General features: G+C 58.1%; 12 protein-coding genes and 5 pseudogenes. 7 read left to right on the top strand and 10 right to left on the bottom strand.

Annotation, left to right across the window (positions count from 1 at the left end; genetic code table 11):
- Nucleotides 1-59 precede the first annotated feature (59 nt).
- Nucleotides 60-1,301: a LysR family transcriptional regulator gene (locus V6766_RS06545; RefSeq protein WP_448464713.1), complete on the top strand. Its 1,242-nt coding sequence runs from the start codon at nt 60-62 to the stop codon at nt 1,299-1,301.
- Between the two features lie 658 nt (nt 1,302-1,959).
- On the opposite strand, the gene V6766_RS06540 is transcribed toward V6766_RS06545, so the two are convergent.
- The 4 genes and pseudogenes from V6766_RS06540 to V6766_RS06525 form a co-directional block, all read right to left on the bottom strand.
- On the bottom strand, nt 1,960-2,589 hold the full coding sequence (locus V6766_RS06540) for a TniB family NTP-binding protein (protein ID WP_448465147.1): 630 nt from the start codon (nt 2,587-2,589) through the stop codon (nt 1,960-1,962).
- Nucleotides 2,589-3,803: a transposase gene (locus tag V6766_RS06535; RefSeq protein WP_448464711.1), complete on the bottom strand. Its 1,215-nt coding sequence runs from the start codon at nt 3,801-3,803 to the stop codon at nt 2,589-2,591. Before V6766_RS06535 ends, V6766_RS06540 begins: the two co-directional genes overlap by 1 nt.
- Nucleotides 3,804-4,365: 562 nt before the next feature.
- Nucleotides 4,366-4,938 (bottom strand): annotated as a pseudogene (locus tag V6766_RS06530) (IS91 family transposase); the annotation flags it as partial.
- Between the two features lie 4 nt (nt 4,939-4,942).
- Complete coding sequence (locus V6766_RS06525) at nt 4,943-5,854, bottom strand: tyrosine-type recombinase/integrase (RefSeq protein WP_448464709.1); 912 nt, start codon at nt 5,852-5,854, stop codon at nt 4,943-4,945.
- Nucleotides 5,855-6,474: 620 nt separating this feature from the next.
- Here V6766_RS06525 and V6766_RS06520 point away from each other — a divergent pair.
- Nucleotides 6,475-7,256, top strand: a pseudogene (locus V6766_RS06520) (IS3 family transposase); the annotation flags it as partial.
- Between the two features lie 15 nt (nt 7,257-7,271).
- On the opposite strand, the gene V6766_RS06515 reads toward V6766_RS06520, so the two are convergent.
- On the bottom strand, nt 7,272-7,433 hold the full coding sequence (locus V6766_RS06515; protein WP_448464707.1) for a hypothetical protein: 162 nt from the start codon (nt 7,431-7,433) through the stop codon (nt 7,272-7,274).
- A gap of 112 nt (nt 7,434-7,545) precedes the next feature.
- Here V6766_RS06515 and V6766_RS06510 point away from each other — a divergent pair, with 112 nt between their 5' ends.
- A complete protein-coding gene (locus V6766_RS06510) occupies nt 7,546-7,728 on the top strand; it encodes a hypothetical protein (RefSeq protein WP_448464705.1) in 183 nt (60 codons plus the stop codon).
- A gap of 622 nt (nt 7,729-8,350) precedes the next feature.
- Nucleotides 8,351-8,515: pseudogene (locus V6766_RS06505) on the top strand (IS481 family transposase); the annotation flags it as partial.
- Between the two features lie 267 nt (nt 8,516-8,782).
- Here V6766_RS06505 and V6766_RS06500 read toward each other — a convergent pair.
- Nucleotides 8,783-10,432, bottom strand: coding sequence for a flavin-containing monooxygenase (locus V6766_RS06500; RefSeq protein ID WP_448464703.1), 1,650 nt, complete (start codon nt 10,430-10,432; stop codon nt 8,783-8,785).
- A 443-nt stretch (nt 10,433-10,875) separates the two neighbouring features.
- Between V6766_RS06500 and V6766_RS06495 the strand changes: the two genes are divergently transcribed.
- The gene (locus V6766_RS06495; protein ID WP_448464701.1) at nt 10,876-11,940 is read left to right on the top strand and encodes a helix-turn-helix domain-containing protein; all 1,065 of its coding nucleotides are present in this window, start codon (nt 10,876-10,878) and stop codon (nt 11,938-11,940) included.
- Between the two features lie 19 nt (nt 11,941-11,959).
- On the opposite strand, the gene V6766_RS06490 is transcribed toward V6766_RS06495, so the two are convergent.
- From V6766_RS06490 to V6766_RS06480, 3 genes and pseudogenes are all read right to left on the bottom strand, one after another.
- Entirely contained in the window at nt 11,960-13,045 is a 1,086-nt protein-coding gene (locus V6766_RS06490; protein WP_448464699.1) for an alpha/beta hydrolase, read from the bottom strand.
- 483 nt (nt 13,046-13,528) lie between these two features.
- A pseudogene (locus V6766_RS06485) lies at nt 13,529-13,747 on the bottom strand (hypothetical protein); the annotation flags it as partial.
- 77 nt (nt 13,748-13,824) lie between these two features.
- Nucleotides 13,825-15,084: pseudogene (locus V6766_RS06480) on the bottom strand (metallophosphoesterase family protein); the annotation flags it as partial.
- A 259-nt stretch (nt 15,085-15,343) separates the two neighbouring features.
- Between V6766_RS06480 and V6766_RS06475 the strand changes: the two are divergent.
- Complete coding sequence (locus V6766_RS06475; protein WP_448464697.1) at nt 15,344-16,738, top strand: Fic family protein; 1,395 nt, start codon at nt 15,344-15,346, stop codon at nt 16,736-16,738.
- Between the two features lie 104 nt (nt 16,739-16,842).
- Here V6766_RS06475 and V6766_RS06470 read toward each other — a convergent pair.
- Nucleotides 16,843-17,945 (bottom strand): IS3 family transposase gene (locus V6766_RS06470; RefSeq protein ID WP_448465145.1). Its coding sequence is split into 2 segments (ribosomal slippage): nt 16,843-17,684 and nt 17,684-17,945, totalling 1,104 coding nucleotides; the frame shifts between segments, so codons are not numbered across the junction.
- Nucleotides 17,946-18,498: 553 nt separating this feature from the next.
- On the opposite strand from V6766_RS06470, the gene V6766_RS06465 reads away from it, so the two are divergent.
- A complete protein-coding gene (locus tag V6766_RS06465; protein ID WP_448464695.1) occupies nt 18,499-20,787 on the top strand; it encodes a CRISPR-associated endonuclease Cas3'' in 2,289 nt (762 codons plus the stop codon).
- Nucleotides 20,788-20,819 lie beyond the last annotated feature (32 nt).

Genomic DNA, 20,819 nt, shown 5'->3' with positions numbered 1-20,819 from the left:
AAAAACCGGATGCCATATGTCGTATTGCCCTACCCATTGCGTTTGCATGGAGAGTGGACGTGAAAATCTCGACCATTTTCGTTGCGGATCAGACCATTTCGAGGGGCGGCGTATTGCGGGCCGCGCGCAGTCTGGACATGCCCGCCTCAACAGTCTCCGACGCGATAAAGCGTTTGGAGAAAACGCTTTCGGTGCAATTGTTTCAGCAGGGCGTGCAAGGGTTGACCCTGACGGCAGAAGGCGCCCGCCTCCGACCACTGCTGCATGAAGCGGCCTACGCGATCCGGGCGATCTACGCGCAATGTCAGGATGCTTCGGAACGGACGATCGTCGAAAGCCCGATTTCGCTTTCTGCTCTTTTTCGGTTTGCCGACGTCATGGAAACGGGATCGATCAGGAAGTCCGCTCGCCGGCTGCAGATCGGTCAGCCGCAACTGACGCGCATGCTCTCGGCCACTGAGAAGAGCCTCGGCGGCGCGCTGTTCATGCGCGGCCGCGACGGCTCAACGCCCTCGCGGCTGGCGCTCAGGATATTGCCGCATGTCGAAAAACTCAGGGATATATGGACGCGGCTTTCCACCGCATCGGAAAGCCGTTTCCGCCGTCACCTGAAGTTCTGGTCGCTTGGCGGCGTTCCGCCGGCGACGCCGGACAGCCCCTCTGCCAGGATACTGGGGCATATCGTCGCCAATTGGAGCAGCCGCTTCGGCTCGCAGATCTATCTCCAACCGGGACTTGCCAATGCCTTGTTCGAGGGCCTCGAACTGCAACGCTATGACGCGATCCTGGTGGATTCCCCAGCCACATCGCCGCGCCTGAAGAGCCGCGAGATTCACCGCAGCAGCCTCAGCTTCTTCGTTCGCCGCACGGGAGCGGAGGTTAGGGACTGGCATGACGAGCAGAGCCTGATCCGGGAAACGCTACTCAACGGCCATCTGGTGTTGCCTTCGCGTGCAGCTGGGCTGCGGCAGGTGGCCGAGGAGGTTCTTGAACACATTCTGGGAAGCAACTGGCTGTCGCAGATCCGCTTTACCGAGATCGACAGTATCCCGGTATCGGTCGACCTCGTTGCAAATCATGGCTATTGCTCGATACTGCCCGCCAATCTCAGGATCTCGAATGACGATGTCATTGCCTGTCCTCTTGCCGACCGGTTCAACCTCGTTCTCCGCCTCGTATGGGTCGATAATCTCCGCGGGCAACAGATGGCGGATCACCTTCAGGATATTCTGGGCTTTTGGCGCTACGGAATGGAACACGAGCCTCGTCAGCAAAAGCCTTCGCAAACTGGCCGCGGCTAAGGGGCATGTCAGGTTAATCGGAAGGAGTGCGCCGGGCTGGCTCAGAGCGATCATGCGGCTATCCCAGCTAACGCTCCTCCAATGTGCGATTGCCCTAAGTCGATGCAAATAGACTTCGATTGCCAAATGCTTCTGGTGGGACGGCGCAAACAGATTCTGGACTGCGCAGAGGACGCAGATGAAGCGTTGCGGCGCTTGGGGAGCGGAACCGCTGCGTCACTAGCTCCTGTTTGCGTAGACGAAGATGAGCATTTTCGGTGTGATTGTTGAGCCGGCGGGACACGATGGCGCTTGTGGAAGGTGTCGATTTATATTTCAAACTGGGACTCGGGCAGTTTTTGGAAAAATGTTACACTTCAATTGAGACTATTGCGGCCTGAGTCTCAATTGAAGTGTAATGTTTTGTTGACTACGCGAAGGCAGCCTCTTTCTCTAAGGCTGGCTTCCAGGATACAATGCATTCATCGGTGATCCGCTCTGTGCCATCCTGAATGGCTTCAATTGCGAGTTCGTTGAGTATCCCAAATGCGCGCGCCGTTATGCCGTCGCCGAGGCGGGAAAGGTGTCGCAGACTTTGGCTGGACAAGGCAGATGGAAGTTTGAGTGGAAGACTCCGCAGAATTGCGGTGACCAATTCCTGGAACTCCTCATCTGCCTGTCATCTTGGTAGCACAAACTGATCCAGGCGTCTGGTCAATTGGGTGTCGCCGGCAATCGCGTCGCGGGCTTCGGACACACCAAGGCAGACGAGCGAGGCTTTGATCTCATTACTGAGATATCGCAACAGCTGGAGGATCACACGCTGTTCTCTTGGAGTTCCCGCAAGCAGGTTGTGAACCTCATCGAATACCAAAACGCGTACGTTGTTGCTCTTGAGCAGGAGGACGGTCCTGATCTCAAGCTCCATGAGCGTCAAGCGTTCATGGATGCTGGCTCCCATGGCCATCAGCAATTGACCACATATCCTGCGTTCTGTCGGGCGTGATGTCAGTGTAATTGCCAGGACCGGCATGCTTTCCACACCGGTGCTGTGATCGATAATTGGTGGATGATCACGCTTGAACTTTTCCACGAGCATCGTCTTGCCCATGCCGCTGTGGCCATAAATCGCGAGGCCCGGCGGGCGGGTTGATGGCGGATGGTCGCAAAGTCCATCGAGATGCCGAAGAACCCGACGAGCGCGATCAAAGCCGACCCAACGATCGGATCGAATGGCACGAATCCGTGTTTCGTTTGGCGAGTTGGCAAGTGCCGCGGCGCCGGACGCCAAATGCGGGAGTTCAATCATCAATCCCAAAATTCCGTGTCGTCATCTGAATAAATCGGTTTCGCCAAATCTATAGCCGTGACGTGGCCGCTTTCCTTTTGGTCCTGCTTAATAGGTCTTCGCGCGGCACTTCGGCGCGCTTTTGCGCTTGAGGATGCGGCAATGTCTTCAATCTGCCTTTGTTTTGCGATCGCTGCAAAGATAACATCTTCTTGCAACTCACGCCGTCCTTGGTCTCGAAGCCTTTTCTTGGCATGTTTCCATTCCCACCATGAGACGGGCGGATACGCGAGATTTCGGTACCGCGCTTCTACAAACCGGCCGTCGGCCTGGTGAACGAATATTCGAGAAAGGTCTCGTGGATCATATTTGATCTCAAGCTCAGCACCCCGGCCGACATCACGTGATAGGGCGTCCGACCAGTAGCGAATCTTTTCCAGATGAATGCCGTCCTTCAGCAAGCGGCGCCGGTCACCAGGCAGAAAGCTGGTCCAGAACGCCATCCGGTCTGGCGGTAGGTCGAAATCGACTTCACCTTGCCGTTCGCGCCACACGGCCAGGGGAGGGCGCAATAGTGAGGCGTGGATACGCTGATGGTATTTGCCTACGATTTCCAATGCGATCCACTTTTCCAGTTCGCGTAATGTAAAGGTCGCACGACCCTCGGAATCGTAGTCACCTCTGATCCGCACATTGCTGAACGTTGTGCCGGGCAGCAGATGAACAGCTCCCATCATGGTTCCGATCAGCCGCTCAATGTGCCCGCCGAAGCGGAGTGTCGCTGGTGGCCTGAACTGAAGCTTGATGCCGTATTCCTTGCAAGCGTCGGCGAGCGCTCGCGATCTGAATTCGGCGCCATTGTCGCAATGGAGAACCGCGGGTAGTCCGGCGACGGGCCAGGGAGTTTCAATCCCCCTCTCGTCCAGCCATGCCGTTTTGTCGTAAACCGCGTGCAAGAGGCAAAGGCCAACAGACGTTCTGGACGGGGCTTCCAATGACAAATGGAAACCTGCGACCATTCTGGTGCAAACATCGATGGCAATTGTCAGCACTGGCCGTCCGATGGGCTGACGATACTGTTCATCGACAACGATGACATCGACGATTGTGTGGTCGATCTGCCAAAGAGCGTTCGGTTTGGCAACAGAAAGTTGGCCAGGGCTCGGCGTTGACGCAGCTTCGATCTCGCGCTCTCCACGCTTGCGGGCCGCTGCAATCGGGATCAGTTCCGACACTCTACGCTGCACAGTACTACGATGCGGAGGTGATAGCCCCTCGCTGAGGCAGACTTCCCCAATACGCCGCATCAGTGCAGCGAAGCTCGGTTTTTCCTTTTTGAGCCAGAAGTCTTGTATCTGATCGGCGATAACACGCTCGGTTCTTGGGTCTAGTCTGAACTCACCGTCTTTAGTGCCGCGTTTTCTAGGTTTGAGGCTTGAAGTGCGTTGTGTCTTTCTAAACCTCGCAACGAGCCGAAATAGTGTCGATCGTGGAATCCCATATTCCTCACGCGCAGCTGCGACTACCTCAGCTGTCACTTTCCCATCGCTGCCGCGGAGCAGAAATCGAAGGAACTCTTCCGGACTTACATCCTCGGCATGCCGGTCACCATTGTTGTGTGCTTCTGGGGATGAAATCATGCGGCGACATTACGGTCGATGAACCGGTCGATCAATCCCAATTTGAGTGTAACAAACGCTCGCTGGAGTCTCATTTGAAGTGCTAGGCGTTACACTTACGTCTCAAGCAAATCATTGAAAATACTCAATGCGTGAGTCCCAGTTTCAAACATAAATCGACAACGCTCACCGGCAGGAGAAACGCCGGGCGTGATGATATCCATCGTTTTCCATCAAGGGCGATGCCGCCGCCCGGCACGATCATGTGAACATGAGGATGATGCATCATGGCCGAACCCCATGTGTGGAGCACGGCGGTGATGCCGATGCGCGCGCCGAGATGCTTCGGATCGGCAGCGATCGTCAGCATGGTTTGTGATGCGGCTTTGAACAGAAGGTCATAGATGAGCGCCTTGTTGTGGAAGGCGATGTCTGCGACCTCGGCGGGCAGCGTGAAGACGACATGGAAGTATCCGACCGGCAGAAGATCGGCTTCGCGCGCGGCAAGCCATGTGCGCGCGGCAGCGCCCTGGCACTTCGGGCAGTGCCGGTTACGGCAGGCGTTATAGGCGATGCGCCATTGTCCGCAATCTTCACAAGCCTCGACATGGCCGCCCAGTGCGGCCGTTCGGCAATGCTCGATCGCGGTCATCACCTTGAGGTGGGCCAGGCTGAGATGCCCTTGATGGGCTGACCGATAGGCGGGACCGGCGGAGCGGAAGATGTCGGCGACCTCGATTGAGGCGCGCATCGGTTCAGCCGTCGGGCGATGTTCCTTCCGTTGTGAAGAGACCGAGCCTGTCGAGCGGGCTGATCACGGCGTGAACCGTCCGGGTCGCCACCTTTGTATAAAGCGCCGTATTGTTGAGCTTGGCATGTCCAAGCAGGACCTGGATAATCCGGATGTCGGTGCCATCCTCCAGTAGGTGGGTCGCAAAGCTGTGGCGCAATGTGTGCGGGCCGACCCTTTTGGGGATATCGGCAACCCGGGCGGCTTCGACAACGATGCGATGGAGCTGTCTGGTGCTGATCGGCTTCATGGAATCTTGCCCTGGAAACAGCCAGCCGTCACGATGCATCACGCCCTGTTGGCGTCCGGCGACCCACCATTGGCGCAGAAGACGAAGCAGATCGGCGGACAGCATGGCGTTGCGATAGCGCCCACCCTTGCCGCGCTCAACCCGCAGCAGCATGCGTTCGCTGTCGATATCGCGCACTTTGAGATGCGCGACTTCGGAAACGCGCAGCCCCGCGCCATAGGCAACAGACAGGGCCGCCTGATGCTTGAGGCAGGTTGTTGCCTCGAGCAGGCGGGCGACCTCGTCGCGGCTGAGGACGACCGGCAAATTGCGGGGCTGGTTCACACGGACCAGCCTGCGCGCGAGATCGGGCCGGTCAAGCGTATGGGTGAAGAAGAAACGCAGGGCCGAGACGATGCTGTTCATGGTTGGAACAGGAACGCCGGCTTCGTGCTGCTCGATCTGGAAGCGCCGCAATTCCTCCGCCGTCGCCGTGTCGGGCGATCGTCCCAGAAACGTCGTGAAACGCCCAATGTCGCGGATGTAGTTGCGCTGCATCGCCGAAGAGAAATGGCGCATGTTCATGTCATCGATCAGTCGCTGGCGCAGCGTGCTGACGGAAGTATCGGGGAATATCCGGGTCATCATTCGGTTCCTTTTGTTGAAAGAAACCGGAGGGTCCACCCGAACGGGACCCCGCTCAATCAAATCTCAACGTCGGCGTGGTTGCTGTTTCCTAACCCCACGCGCCCTCCCGCGCAGCGGGTTCGTTCGACGACTCCAGAACTGCCTGTCAGCAATGCACCCGATAGCGGACTTTACGAATACAAATGCTTCTGTAGTCGGGGCTTCGGTGTCAAGCTCTTCGTCGATCCCCGGTCCGTCTGGGGTCATGCTTCTGTTCGCGGTCGGCAGTTGCGCGCCGCAGGATGGGGGTCGAAGGTGAGGCGGACCACGCTAAACGGCGGGCTTGAATTATGCGCGCAAGAGCAGCACCACGCACTCGGACGGCCTTCGCCTCATCCCCGTCCCTGACGGGACCTCGGATCGATCGGTGGATTGCCCCTTCCGAAGCTCGTAATCAGTTCATGCCGGCGCTCCCCAACGGAACGGGGTGGCGTCGCGCCACATCCGATGCATAACGACAGCCAGTTTGCGAGCGACGGCGATCTTGGCCTTCTTGAGCGTGCTGCGCTTCGCAATCCGCACGCCCCAGGCCTTGATCGACGTCCACTGGCACGAACGGGTCAACATCACGTGCGCTGCGGTGGCTGAAGAACCCACTAAGCAAGCGGGCTCGCGAAGACGCCCGCCAGACCGAGCTCATCCAGACGGCATCGAAGGACAGCGGCAAGGTCTATGGCTATCGCAAGCTGCACGACGACCTCCTGGATCAGGGTGAGACGTGCTGTCCGAACCGCGTTGCCCGACTGGCCAAACTGGCAGGCATCAAGGCCCAGATCGGCTACAAGCGCCGACCGGGCAGCTATGGTGGCAAGCCGTCATTGGTCGTCGACAACACATTGGACCGGCAGTTCGATGTGGACGCGCCGGACTGGATCTGGGTCACCGACATTACCTATATCGGGATGCTGGAAGGCTTTGCCTATCTGGCGGTCGTGATCGACCTCTACTCCCGCCGCGTCGTCGGCTGGTCGATGCAGAACCGGCAGACGACGGACGTGTCCTGCAGGCATTGCTGATGGCGGTGTGGAGACGGAAGCCGAAGCACAAGGTGCTGATCCACTCGGATCAAGGCTCCCCACTCACGAGCATGGACTGGACGTCGTTCCTCAGGGCTCACAATCTGCCGCACTCGTTGAGCCGGCGCGGAAACGGCCATGACAACGCAATCGCCGAGAGCTTCTTCAACCTGCTCAAGCGGGAGCGGATACGGCGCCGGACCTACAAGACCCGCGTCGGGGCCAGGCAGGATGTGTTCGATTACATCGAGATGTTCTACAACCCGAAGCACAAGCATGTGAGGAACGGGATGCTGTCACCCATCGAGTTCGAACGGCAGCAGCAAATGAGAACCGAGGGTGTCTAGAAAACTTGGGGCTATTCAGTACGCGGCCATTAAATAGCTCGTGTTCACTGGCTCACATCGGTATTTTTCATCAACATTGAGCCGATGCAGATCATCGGCATAGGCATAAAGCATATTGAGGCGGATCGCCGCCGGGGCGACGAATGTCAGATATTCGCGGACCTGTTCCGCTGTCATCATGCCGGCGTAAAGCGCGAAGCAACAATTCAATCCGAAAATGTCGGCCTCAACCTCATCCTTGAAAATCTTTGTCTCGCGCTCGGTGAGATCGCTGAGATCGAGCTCGGTTATGGGCGCGCTCTACACCGTGTTTTACAACTTCTGCAAAATCCATAAGTCGTTTCGCGTTACTCCCGCGATGGAAGCGGGCATCTCCGATACCGTTCGCGATTTCGACTGGATTGTTGAACTTATTGATGCGCGCGCGCCGAAGCCCGGCCCGCGCGGCCCGTACAAGAAGCACCGCAGCTAAGCACGCCGGTTTCCCCAGATTTCGATCATGCGGAATGCCGCGTCCAGAGACGACACCTTGCCGAGTATTGATATTCCTCGCCTGGTAGGTGAGTCATCTGATTCGAAAAGAAAGTATCCGTCGAATCCAAGATGCGCAGCTCCAGCGTCGATTACTGTTTGCCGCGCGAGCGATGCGATGTGAATACTGCGACAGTTATCTAAGGGATAAGTAGCGAGGATATCTTCCATGGCTCGTCAACCCGCGCGCGAACGCGCCGAACCCAGGATATCGGCCAACGATTTGGCTCTGTACATGGTCTCCTCCGATACTGCCCGGATGGGCATTGTCCGCCGTTCCAAGTTTCCGCAAACTCCACCAATAATCTGTTACCGTGATGCACGAGCCGCCGTCTGCTCCTGTTTGTCAGACCCTATCCGCGCATTGAATCACCTTACTGCCGCAGAGGAAATGCTCCGGTAGAGAATTGATGACCCTTCAACCGGCTCGCTATTACGCGAAGACGCGACTCATTCAATCGACGTTTTGCACGCGGTCCAGCAAATGCGGAACCAGCTCGGCGGGTACGATTTCCACGCCGCTCCGGCGCAACAAAGCAATCTGCCCCTCGGCGGCATTGAGGTCTCTGTGCGCGCTGGCGAAGCGTTACGGGATCAACCAGAAGACCGTTGCGAAGTGGAAGAAGCGGTTCTCGGTGGCCGATCTGCCGACCGGCCCGGAGGAGCCGCGGTCGACGGTGCTTTCACCGGAAGAGGAAGCCGTCATTGTTGCCTTTCGGCGCTACACGCCGGCTTTACAACGCCAGCAAGACGGCGGTTCGTCCGATTACGCGAATCTGGACTGGTCTGCCCTCTGTAAAGTGACCCTCCGTGAAGAAGGTTATTGATCCCAACCGGGGAAGCGTTGGGTAGCACATCAAATTGCTCTAATCCCCAACTGGACCGTTCACGCCCGATCAAGCCGTGACGATCCTTTTCGCCTGGGAACGTACACTTTGGAAACCGCGAGCGGAGACCAGAAGAGGAGGCGATCGCTGGACCGCCTTCTCCCGCCATTATTCCGCAGGCACCTTAACCGGTTTCTCACTGCGGGACATCAGGAAGCCCTCATAGCCCTTTGCAACCATATCTTCGCAGAGCTGACGGTAATGCCCAACCCCGCCGATATAGGGCAGGAAGACATGCGGCTTGCCGGGAACGTTCGCACCGATATACCACGAATTCGCTTGCGGATAGAGCGTCTCCTCAGCGACGTCGTTGACGTGCTGCACCCAGTTTTCTTCGGCTTTGCCGCTGGCCTCCACCCGATCCAAACCCTGCTCGGAGAGATGCTTGATGAAGTCGGTTACTAGTTCGACATGCTGTTCGATCGAGGTCGTCATGTTGCTGAGTACCGAAGGGCTGCCGGGTCCCGTGATCATGAACATGTTTGGAAAACCTTCCGAGGCCAGCCCCATGAAGGTCTTGGGACCATTTGCCCACTTATCCTTCAGCGAGCGCCCTCCCTGGCCCTTTATGTCAATACGCATCAACGCGCCGGTCATCGCGTCGAAGCCCGTGGCGTAGACCAGCGCATCGAATTTGTAGTGCTTGCCGCTCTCGGTTTTCAGGCCGTTCTCGGTGATCTCGGCGATGGGATCGGCCTTGACGTCGACAAGGGTGACGTTGTCGCGGTTGAAGGTGGCGTAATAATCGGTGTCGACGCAGATACGCTTGGTGCCGATCGGATGATTGCGCGGCAGGAGCTTTTCTGCGACCTCTGGATCATGCACCGTTTCACGGATCTTCTGGTGCACGAAATCGGTGACGATTGCGTTGGCTTCGGGGTTGATCGATACATCGGTGAACGCCGAGAGAACCTGGGCGCCGCCGACGTTCCAGGCTGCATCGAGAATTTTCTGACGTTCTTCCGGGGTGAATTCCAGTGCCGTCTTGCCTGTGCCCGGGTACGGAATCCCCGCAGGCGACCACCGTGCATCGTTGCGCAGCGAACCATAGTTCGACTTCACTTCATCAACGAATTCCGCAGTCAGCGGCGCATTCCGTGCCGGTACCGAAAAATTCGGCGTCCGTTGGAACACGGTCGTTTTGTCCGCCTGTTTGGCGATCTCGGGAATGGACTGGATTGCGGACGAACCGGTACCGATCACACCAACGGCCCGGCCTTCGAACGACACCGGTTCGTGCGGCCATTGCCCGGTGTGATAAACCTCGCCGGCAAAGTGTTCAGCCCCCTTGATGACGGGCTGGTTCGGCGCCGACAGGCATCCCGTCGCCATCACGAGGAAGCGGCAGGTCACCTCGTCACCGCTCTCGGTAACAAGGGTCCAAAAGTTGTGCTTTTCGTCGAAGGTGGCACTTTTCACCCTCTGCTCAAAGGCGATATCACTGCGCAGCGCGAAACGGTCGGCCACGTGCTGCAGGTACTCGAGGATTTCGGGTTGTGGCGAAAACCGCTCGCTCCACGTCCACTCCTGTTCGAGGTTCTTGTCAAAGGAATAGGAATAGTAGATCGAGTCAGAGTCACAGCGCGCGCCCGGATAACGGTTCCAGTACCAGGTGCCGCCCACGTCGCTGCCCGCCTCGAGGACCTGAACGGTAAGTCCCATTTTTCGCAAGCGATGGATCAAGTAGAGCCCGGAAAACCCGGCCCCCACCACGGCCACGTCGGGATTGGGATTCTGGATCTTTCTGGTATTCGTCATGTTTTCCTCCATATCGATGCGAAATTGTTGTTTCCTCGCCCGAGATGTGCGTAGCCAAAGCAAACCGAATCCGGACCCGTTAGACGGGCAGGCAGGTGCGCGCCACATCGCGCTCGTAAAGGGATGGAATCAACGGGACAAAAACTCCCACGAGGTCGGAGTCCATGATTCCCCGACCTGGCACCGGTCGTTTGGTCGGATCGGTGCGCGCCCGTTTAAGCCCTTGTCAGATTTTTCTTGGTTTCACAGTGCCTCCCATGCTTTCATCATGGCTGGCTGCAACCTCCTCCAGTCGCAGACCAAGCCGAGACGCCCATTGGGGCATGATCAATCTCCCTAGACGCCTGTCAGATGACAGTGACGGACGTCGCCGAGATTTTGAACGGCATCGCCCGCCAGAATACTGTTCGAAGGTGCCAAATTAGGCTGGGGAGGAGCACTGATTGAGAATTCAACATCTCGAGACCACCCGGATGCCGACGACGAGCATCCGGAACATGACACAGGTCATGGATGAGCACGGATTGTGCGCTGAACCACTGCTCGAAAGTGTCGGGTTGACCCGCGACGCCTTGTTGAATCCCGAGGTGTTGGTTACCGGTGTTCAGGAACTGGATTTTCAGCGTCGGTTCGTCGAACTGACGGGGCCTCGCTACGACCTTTGGGTGCGGACTGGACAATTGTACCGCTGGTTGCACTACGGCCCCGGCGGGCTTGCGGCAAGCACGGCGCCGAGCCTGCATGAATTGGCATCCACGTTGCCGATCTGGGCACATCTCACCTATTCGGTGAACGTGGCGGTGCCGATCCGCGATGACGAAAGCGCAAGTTTCGTCGGCATAGAGTTCGACCTGACCGAAGTCCCCAGAAGCTTGCGCGCGTTCACGGTCTTTCGTGACATGGGTGCCGCGACGACATTTTTCCAGGACGTTCTCGCCTTCCAAAGTCAACTTCTGCGGTTCGAGTTTAGCTTCCGCGATCCAGGTATCGCGGACCTGAAGGAAATGTTGAAAGCGAAGGAGATCGTTTTCGCTTCTCGACGCTCGGGATACATTTGGGGGAAGGACATTGCCCGCAACCCGATGCCGAATTCCGATCCGGTGCTGCACGAGAGCTATCTCGGTCGCTGTCGCGAGATAATGGAACAGATCCCAGGAAAGCGGAGCTTTCTCGATGCCTTATTCGACGTTCTGGAGCAGCTGCCGGACACCCCGAGCATCGCAGATCTGGCGCGCGAACTGGGCGTATCGAAACGGACCCTGCAACGGCGGATGCAGGAACACGGAATGAATTACCATGACCTGCGCGGGACCGTACTTGCGCGGCGCGCTCGTAGTCTCCTGCGTGACACGACGCTGCCGATTGCCGAGGTCGCCTGGGAGATCGGGTATTCCGACCCGACGGCCTTCACCCATGCCTTCAACCGCTGGACCGGTCTGTCGCCTCGAACCTTTCGCAGCGCTGGACCGAAAGATGCCAAAACGCCGCCGGAAAACGGCGGCGCCTAAAAGCCGAAGAGCAAGAGGATCAGGTAGTTACCGCGAGCTCTTTCAACAAGCAGGCAAAGTCCTGCAAGACCCGATCGACTTCGTTTGCCCCGGTGGGAAGGACTTTGCGGAAGTTCACGATGCCGTGGATCAGCCCCGGCGCCTCGCTGTAACTGACCCGGACGCCCTGTTGCGCGAGTTTCGCCGCATAGGCACGGCCTTCGTCGCGCAGGACATCCAAACCACAAGTCACGATTGTCGTGGGCGGCACCATCGACAGGTCTTCGGCCAGAAGCGGTGATACGCGGATATCCCGCGCCATTTCGGGATCGGTCAGATAGTGATCGCGAAACCACTCCATCCCGACCTTTTCCAGAAAGTACCCCTCGGCAAAGTCCGCGTACGAAGCCGTTTGCGAAGATATGTCGGTGACCGGGTAAAAGAGCAGCTGCGCGGCGGGTTTGGCCTCGCCCGAGCCCGAAACCGCAGCGGCGAGGTTACCGCCGGCACTATCCCCCGAAACCAGGACATGGGTCACCTTCGTGCCAAGTTCCGCCGGAGATTGCGTGACCCAGTTCGTGGTCGCGAGGCAATCATCGTAGGCTGCCGGAAATACATGTTCCGGAGCCATGCGATATTCAACTGAGACCACGCGCAAACCAAGCGTCTCAGCCATGTGCCTGCAAAAACTGTCGGACTGCTCGACGCTTCCGAGAACCCAGCCGCCGCCGTGGAAATAGAGTAGCACCGCTCCGTCGCCTGCGGCGGCGGCAGGTGTGTATAGCCGAGCCGAAATCGTCCCCCCTGGCCCCGGGATTTCGAGCTCCTTGACGAGAGCGATGTCAATCGGTGGCAGGTCAAGTTGCTGAACCATGGGCGCCATGACCTCACGGGCCGCGACCGGATCCATTTCATGGAGCTTAGGCCCCTCCTGAGCTGCGGCCATGTCCAAGAGTTCTTGAGTTTCCGCCAGTATTTGCATGCCATCTCCTCCAAATTCGGTATGTTTGCCCTCCTGATTGGGCTGGTACCGGACCATGATCTTCTGGCGCACGGCACGGAGCGTAAACACCATGACACGCCAATGTTCTGACATTTGATGCCAATCGGGTGCTGGCAGTTCCATTCGAAGGAGTTTTTGGCTAAGCTGAGAACGCCACCGCCATCGCGTCATATTGCGGTGTAGGACGGTTTGGCTTGAAGTTGCGGATGAGGTATACGAGGGTCTGGGGCCTCAGATGCCCTGAGGCCGCGAGCCCAAAGGCTTCGTGTAAGGGCAGGGCTAATGGACGCAATCTCCTCCTCGATTGCAGGCGGCCGCTTATAGACTTTTTGCTTCTTACTGATCTTGGCAAGCGGCTGCACGACGCTGTTTCCTCGTTCATCGGCCATCGACTGCTCACCTGATCGGATTGATTGGGACAAAGAGGAAAAAATATTCTCAACTTCGGAAGAGTATTAAGAGCGTTCCCTGTCTCAATCTTCTCAACCCGCGTTCGCTGTGATGGCGCCGCCACGAGCTATATATGGTCCATTGGCGGCTATTCTTCTTGGTCCAGAACCTGTTCGACCGGAACTTGCCCATTCGTTGACAGTGGCAGTTGATCGTTCATGTGATCTCATGGATTCTTGTTCGCGGTACGACTTGAGCGGCAATCTCGCAGACGTGCCGGTGATGGGTGAGATATATCATCTGGCCCACCTGAGCCATTTGTCCGAACAGCCGAAAGACTTCCTCCGATCGCGGTTCGTCGAACGTTTCCATAATGTCATCAGCGACGAACGGTACCGAAGGCCTTGCTGCCGCGAATTCCTCGTATCCGGCCATGCTCCCCGAAGTCGATCGAATAATCGGTGAACTTGCCGTAGCGGGTGAGATCGAGCCGGCGCAGGCGCATCAGCCGACCTCCCGTTGGCTTTGAGTCGAGCCAGCATGTCCTCGCTTCCTTCGGACAGCAGTTGGTCGACGAGCGCCTCGAACTCGTCTTCGTTGTTGCCGCTGAATCCGCGCGCTTCCGACGGCAGGTCATCGCGCAGTTCCTTGACGAGGTCCTGCACGATTTGTCGAACGCCATGCTGTTGAATGATGTCGCCTCGCATCAACTCGCCGAGTTCAAGGACTGGATCGGCGGTCGCGCTTCCAACCGATTTGCTGAGCGGCGCCGTAGTCGCCAAATCGATCTTTTCGATCCAGGTGTTGCCCAAGCTCTCTGCGCGTTGCTCGGTTTCAGCCACCAGCAAATCGCTATCGCGTCGCAGCCGCCACGACAACGGGGTCGCACCTGTCAATCGAAGACGAGCCACAAGGTGCTGAGATCGTGTTTGTTCGCGTGCTCCGGAAATCTCTGCCTCAATCAGATCGGCTGCCTCTCGCCAGGTCTCCGCCGCGGACATGTCGACCGGGACGCGTTCGAACTGGGCGGTGCTTGTCGTGCGTTCTTCGATCCTGAGGTTGTGATCGTCATTGACCGTAACGAGGGTGACTGTCTTTTCCCCGGCTTCATTGATGTCCCGTCCCTGAGGCATTCCCGGCATGACCACTACACGATCGCCGGCGTATTCGGTCCGGACATGGACGTGTCCAAGTGCCCAATAATCGAATCCCCAGCCCTGGAGGTCGGATAGCTTGCAGGGCGCGTAGGGATCGTGCCCGGGAGCGCCCGCCAAGCTCGTATGCATGATACCGATATTGACAGCATCCGGGGTAGGGCGGTGATACTTCTCGAGAAGGCTTTCCGGAGCCTGAGGCTTGGCGAAACTCAGGCCATGAATGGAAAGTGCGAGCCCGTCCTTGGTGATGTCGACGCAATGAGCCCGCCCGCCGAAAACGGTGACCGATGGTGGCAGGATCAGTTCCTGCGTGATACGTGAAAGGGCATCGTGATTGCCTCGAATGATGAAGGTCGCGATGCCGGCTTCGTTGAGCCGCTGCAACTGGCTGGCCAGAAACCGGGCAGTCTTCATCGATGTCTGGTCGCCGTCATAGAGATCGCCGGCGATAATCAGCGCATCGACCTGTTCATCGATACACAGGTCGACGATCGTCACCAAGGCCTGCCGTGTAGCGTCACCTATCAGCTCGGCGAGGTCGCTGTTGCGTAGTGCTAACGACCGCAATGGTGAGTCGAGATGAAGGTCAGCTGTGTGGATGAATTTGAACGGCATGAACGTACTATTCTAGACCTTGATATACAAAGTAAAGCCGATGAAGAGCTTGGGTATTTGGGAGCGGCTGGCAAGCTCTTCAACTCCGAGTGTCACATTTTCGAATCCGGATCATCCGCGTCGAGTCTCCACTGACGGCCTTCCTGATTTCTAGGCGCAATGATTCTTGCGTCTATAGCCCAACATTGCGCTTACGCTTGAAAATTGCGTCTAAAACGAGGATACTTGCGCTTATCTCCTACGCGCAAGAATCTCGGCAATGGCGAACAAAGTACCAGAAGACGCACTGAAAGAGCTGCAGGATATCGTTGGTGGACATCCCGATGGCATTTCGGCACCAGATATCGCGAAGAGCCTCTCCGAAGCTATACCACGCCGTACGCTTCAGTACCGGTTAAAACAGCTCGTCGAGGTCGGACTCTTGCGTATGGCCGGCAGTGGTCGATGGGCGAAATATCACCTTGCGACATCCGGACAAAACGCTGCTGATGAGCCGGTGCAAAAAGACGATGACTATGGTCGTCTGATCGGGCTGTCCAAGGAAGGGCAGGAGGTCCGCGACTACATCCGGCAGCCCACAGAAGCCCGAAAGCCCGTTGGCTATAACATCGATTTTCTCGATCAGTACGACCCAAATTCCACATTCTATCTTAAAGCCGAAGAGCGCGAACGCCTCCAGGAAATTGGCAAGCCGAAAACCGCACCCCAGCCCGCAGGCACATATGCCAAGCTCATTCTCAATCGCTTGCTGATCGACCTCGCCTGGAACTCAAGCCGCCTCGAAGGCAACACCTATTCCTTGCTCGATACGAGGCGGCTGATCGAATTTGGCGAAGAAGCGACTGGCCGAGACCATATTGAAGCGCAGATGATCCTCAACCACAAGGATGCGATAGAGTTCCTGGTTGGCAGCGCAGAAGAGATCGCTTTCAACCGATATACGCTCTTAAACCTCCACGCCCTGCTATCGAACAACCTCCTGGCAGACCCCTCGGCATCCGGTCGTCTGCGCTATGTCGCTGTCGGTATTGATCAGTCGGTTTTTCATCCACTCGAGGTCCCTCAGCTGATCGAGGAATCTTTTGATCAGCTGCTGCAAAAGGCGTCGGCAATAGAGGATCCTTTCGAGCAGGCATTTTTCGTGATGGTCCACCTGCCGTATTTGCAGCCGTTTGACGATGTCAACAAACGGGTCTCGCGCCTTGCCGCAAATATTCCGTTGATCCGAAAGAACCTCGCCCCACTTTCGTTCACTGACGTGTCTCAGCGCGCCTACACCGATGCAATTCTTGGTGTTTACGAACTCAACGATCACTCGCTGCTTAGAGACGTCTTCTTCTGGGCCTATGAACGCTCAGCCGCAAGATATGCGGCAGTCCGGCAGTCCCTTGGGGAACCCGATCCGTTCCGGCTGAAATATCGCGCGGAGGTGCGCGAGATTGTCGCCGCGCTGATCCGTGCGAAAGTGGGGCGCAAGCAGGTCGGAACCGAGGTCTCAGCCTGGGCGAGCAGTCGAGTCGAACCAGAAGATAGAGACAGGTTTACTGAGATCGTGGAGGACGAGCTCATCGGAATGCACGAAGGCAACTTCGCCCGCTATCAAGTGACGCCGTCGGAATTTAGGGCGTGGCAAGACGTGTGGGGATCGAAGTGACCGTGACCTGCCACTGAACTCTCATCCAGCCGCGACCGGAGCCTGGATGGTGGTGCTCTGATACCATTCTCTGGACCGCCGGAGGATAGAGTTTCCGGCCTATTTCACGATGGCGGGCTGGTGGCGCCATCGGGATTGATCAACGAGATCGGAGTCTTGTGACCGATCGCGCCATGTGGGCGCTCCTCATTGTAGTATCTGCGCCAATCCTCCAACTTTTCGACCGCGTCGGCAAGCGTCAGGAACCAGTGGGCATTCAGGCACTCCGCTCGGAAGCGGCCGTTGAAGGCTTCGATATATGCATTGTCCGTTGGCTTTCCCGGCCGAGAGAAGTCAAGCGTGACGCCTTTCGCATAGGCCCACAGGTCGAGATCGCGAGAGATGAACTCCGAACCCTGATCGACCCGGATCGTTTTCGGATAGCCGATTTTGGGACAGACCTGTTCAAGCGCCCTGACGACATCCTCGGCGCGATAGCTGAACCGCGGATCGAGCACTGGCACGTAGCGTGAGAAAGTGTCGACGACCGTCAGGACGCGGATCTTCTTTCCCGTCGCTAGCTGATCGTGGACGAAGTCCATCGCCCACACATCGTTCGGCCCAACTGCTTCCTGGCGATCCTCTCGAAGCTTCGCCTTGACCCTCCGCTTGGGCGTCTTGTTTCGCAATTGGAGCCCCAAGTCCCTGTAAATCCGGTATGTTCGCTTCATATTGATGTCCCAACCCTCGCGCTTGAGCATCACGTGGACGCGCCGGTAGCCGTAGCGGACACGCGTTGCACAGATGTCCTTGATCCGAGCCTCAATGCCGGCCTGGTCACGGCGGCGGGACTTGTAGTGAAAGGTCGAGGTATCGAATTCCAGAACCCGGCAGGCTCGCCGAATCGACACATCCCATTCCGCACACGTTTCCGCCACCAGCTCGCGTTGGCGACCAGGCCTCACAGTTTTCGGCGGATCACGTCCTGCAGCATCCCCTTGTCCAGCGACAGATCGGCGACCGGCTTCCGGAGCTTTCCATTCTCGTCCTCAAGCTGCTTCAGGCGCTTCATCTCCGTCGGCAGCAACCCGTCATATTTCTTTTTCCAGTTGAAATAGGTCGCCTGGCTGATCCCGGCCCGACGGCAGATCTCGGCAACCGGAATCCCGTCCGCTCCCTGCTTCAGAATGAACGCCTTCTGTGCGTCCGAAAACTTCGATGCCTTCATCTCTTCCACTCCTTCTCCCAGCCAGGAAAATACCGCGGATTACTCCAACATCAAACGATCCAGTTTTCAGGGGGCAGAGCAGAGTAGCACAGCTGCCTGCCATATCCCGTGTGGAAACCTACTTTGGTCGTGCGGATGGGATAGCCCCTTGGCTGCAACACAGATCGAAAGCGCTTAAGTGCCCCTGACTGGCAAGAGGCAGAAGCGAGGCGTCCTCGGTGAGAACGAAGGTCATGTTTCAGCGATTGTATGAGGGCAGGCGCCTGTTGGTTTGTCGAAAAGATCTAAAGCTGCCTCATATTCTTTTGGCGTTGAGGTATAATTCTGAGTGATCGATCTTCTAGGAAGGCGCCTTGCCGCCCCTGCGTTTCGTTGAGCTACAAGAGAATCCCGAGCGCATAAGCTGCTCGTCAGCGCAAAGTAGCGGCCAAGTCACCTGTGACGTATGGAGCATCAGCTCCTTTCGGTTCAGCTCGTTCAAGGATATTCTTCGCTGCGGTCGACTATATGGCTTTCTGCGTCGGCAGAAGCGAGCGGAGAGGAGCGAGCGAGCATGACCAAGGCGTATTATGCCCATTCCGTACCAGAACGGGGGATCGAGGAGTGGCAGGGGCTGGCGGAGCACCTCCACGCCGTGGCGCTGCTGGCGGGCAAGATGGGGGCGCCTCTCGGGCTGGAGCGCGCCTGCTTCGCGGCCGGTCTGTTTCACGACCTCGGCAAATACAGCGCAGCTTTCCAGCGAAGGCTTGCGGGCGTCGATGTGAGGGTGGACCATTCGACGGCCGGCGGAAAGGCGCTTCTGGAGGTCACGGGCGGAACAGACCAACAGATGGCTGAATTCATCGCCTATGCCATTCTGGGACATCATGCCGGCCTGCCCGACCGCCGCAACGAAACCGACGCCTGCTATGACTGGCGTATCGGCAATGCGCCAGAGATCGATCTCGTGTGGCGGAAGGAACTGGGGCCACTCCCTGCGGATCTGGCGCCGCTTGATTTGATGCGCCGCTTCCCGAAAGGTCAGGATTCGCACAGCAAACAGAAATTCGCCTTTGCCTGGGCGCTGATGGGGCGGATGATCTTCTCTTGCCTTGTGGATGCGGATTTCAGGGATACCGAGGCCTTCTATCATCAGGTCGAGGGCAAGAGCGCCGATCGCGCCTGGCCGGCGCTTCAGGCTCTGCTGCCAGAGCTGAAGGCGCGCCACGAAGCCCATATGGCGGAGCTTTCAGATGGACGGGAAAGCGATCTCAACCGGCTGCGTCACAAGGTGCTGCGGCATGTGGTTGGGCAGGCAGCAGAGAAACCGGGCCTGTTCACGCTGACCGTGCCGACCGGCGGCGACAAGACGCTGGCTTCCCTTGGCTTCGCTCTTGAGCACGCGCTCGCCCACGGCCACCGGCGCATCATCTACGCCATTCCTTACACATCGATCATCGAGCAGACGGCAAGCATTTTCTCACAGGTTCTGGAGCGCGACGGCGAGGCATTCATTCTGGAACATCATGCCTCCATCGAGGAGGAGAAGGCGCGGGGCCGAGGCGGCGAGGGGCGCGAACAGGCGGACAAGCTGAAGCTTGCCATGGAGGACTGGGCCGCGCCAGTCATCGTCACCACAAATGTGCAATTGTTCGAAAGCCTGTTTGCCGCCAGGACATCGCGGGCCCGCAAGCTGCACAATATCGCCGGCTCGATCATCATACTTGACGAGGCGCAGACGCTGCCGCGCAAATACCTGCTGCCGGTCATGCGCGTGCTGGAGGCGCTGGCGGAGCAATACGGCTGCACCATCGTGCTCTGCACCGCCACCCAGCCGGCTTTGGCGCGCCGCACGGAATTTCCGCAGGGGCTGGCGCTGGAGGGTCGCGAGCTTGCGCCGGACCCGCACGGTCTGGCCGAAATGCTTGCCCGCGCCACGATCCGCCATGCGGGCGTGATGGACGATGCGGCGCTGATCAACGAGCTTCGCGCCGGGCAACGGGTTCTCGTCATCGTCAACAGCCGCCGCCATGCGCTGGAACTGTTTCGCGCGGCCGAGGCTGCCGGAATTTCCGATCTCATTCACCTGACGACGCGGCAATGCGCGGCCCACCGTCGCGTGATTCTTGCGGAGGTCAAGGCACGGTTGAAGGACCAAAAGCCCTGCCGCGTCATTGCCACCAGCCTGGTGGAGGCGGGCGTCGATATCGATTTTCCGCGCGTCTTACGCGCCGAGGCGGGGCTGGACCAGATCGTGCAGGCGGCGGGCCGTTGCAATCGCGAGGGCGGCCAGGCGCGTGAAGACAGCATCGTCACGGTGTTCACGCCTGCGGGCCAAAAGCCGCCGGCGGAGATAAAGGGGTTGATCGGCGATATGAAACGGATGATCGACCGACATGACGACCTGCTGTCGCTCGCCGCGATCGAGGACTATTTCGGCGAGGTCTATTGGCGGGCGGGCGAGGCCGGGTTGGATGGTGAAAGCATTCTCGACGATTTCAGCCTCACCCGTTCGGGCTCCGATTTCGCCTATCGCACGGTCGCGGAGAAATTCCGGATGATCGAGAGCGGCATGGCGCCGGTGGTGATCCCCTATGATGACAAGGCGCGAGAGGCGATCAGGAATCTCGGCATCGCGGATATTTCCTCTGGCCGAATTGCGCGTTTGTTGCAATCATACATTGTCCAGGTGCCGCCCAACGTGCGAAACTTGCTGATTGCGAATGGCCATGCAGGATTTGAGCGTCCCGATCTGCGGGGCGACCAATTCGCGGTGTTGAAGAAGGAGTCGCTTTATACGCCGGAGATTGGGCTGCTTTGGGAGGCTGCGGACGACCTGGCGACGGAAGATATGATGGTGTGATTGCGCTGCAAGGCGCGGAGTAACGGACGGTG

The sequence above is a fragment of the Martelella sp. AMO21009 genome, from assembly GCF_053484295.1.
Note: the sequence above shows the minus strand (reverse complement) of the source record. Positions and strands in the feature narration are given on the sequence as shown.

Coding starts and splice junctions, on each gene's coding strand:
- V6766_RS06540 (WP_448465147.1), bottom strand. CDS start 2,589: ATGATTGAACTCCCGCATTTGGCGTCCGGCGCCGCGGCACTTGCCAAC.
- V6766_RS06525 (WP_448464709.1), bottom strand. CDS start 5,854: ATGATGACCCGGATATTCCCCGATACTTCCGTCAGCACGCTGCGCCAG.
- V6766_RS06515 (WP_448464707.1), bottom strand. CDS start 7,433: ATGACAGCGGAACAGGTCCGCGAATATCTGACATTCGTCGCCCCGGCG.
- V6766_RS06510 (WP_448464705.1), top strand. CDS start 7,546: ATGGGCGCGCTCTACACCGTGTTTTACAACTTCTGCAAAATCCATAAG.
- V6766_RS06500 (WP_448464703.1), bottom strand. CDS start 10,432: ATGACGAATACCAGAAAGATCCAGAATCCCAATCCCGACGTGGCCGTG.
- V6766_RS06490 (WP_448464699.1), bottom strand. CDS start 13,045: ATGGAACTGCCAGCACCCGATTGGCATCAAATGTCAGAACATTGGCGT.
- V6766_RS06475 (WP_448464697.1), top strand. CDS start 15,344: ATGGCGAACAAAGTACCAGAAGACGCACTGAAAGAGCTGCAGGATATC.
- V6766_RS06465 (WP_448464695.1), top strand. CDS start 18,499: ATGACCAAGGCGTATTATGCCCATTCCGTACCAGAACGGGGGATCGAG.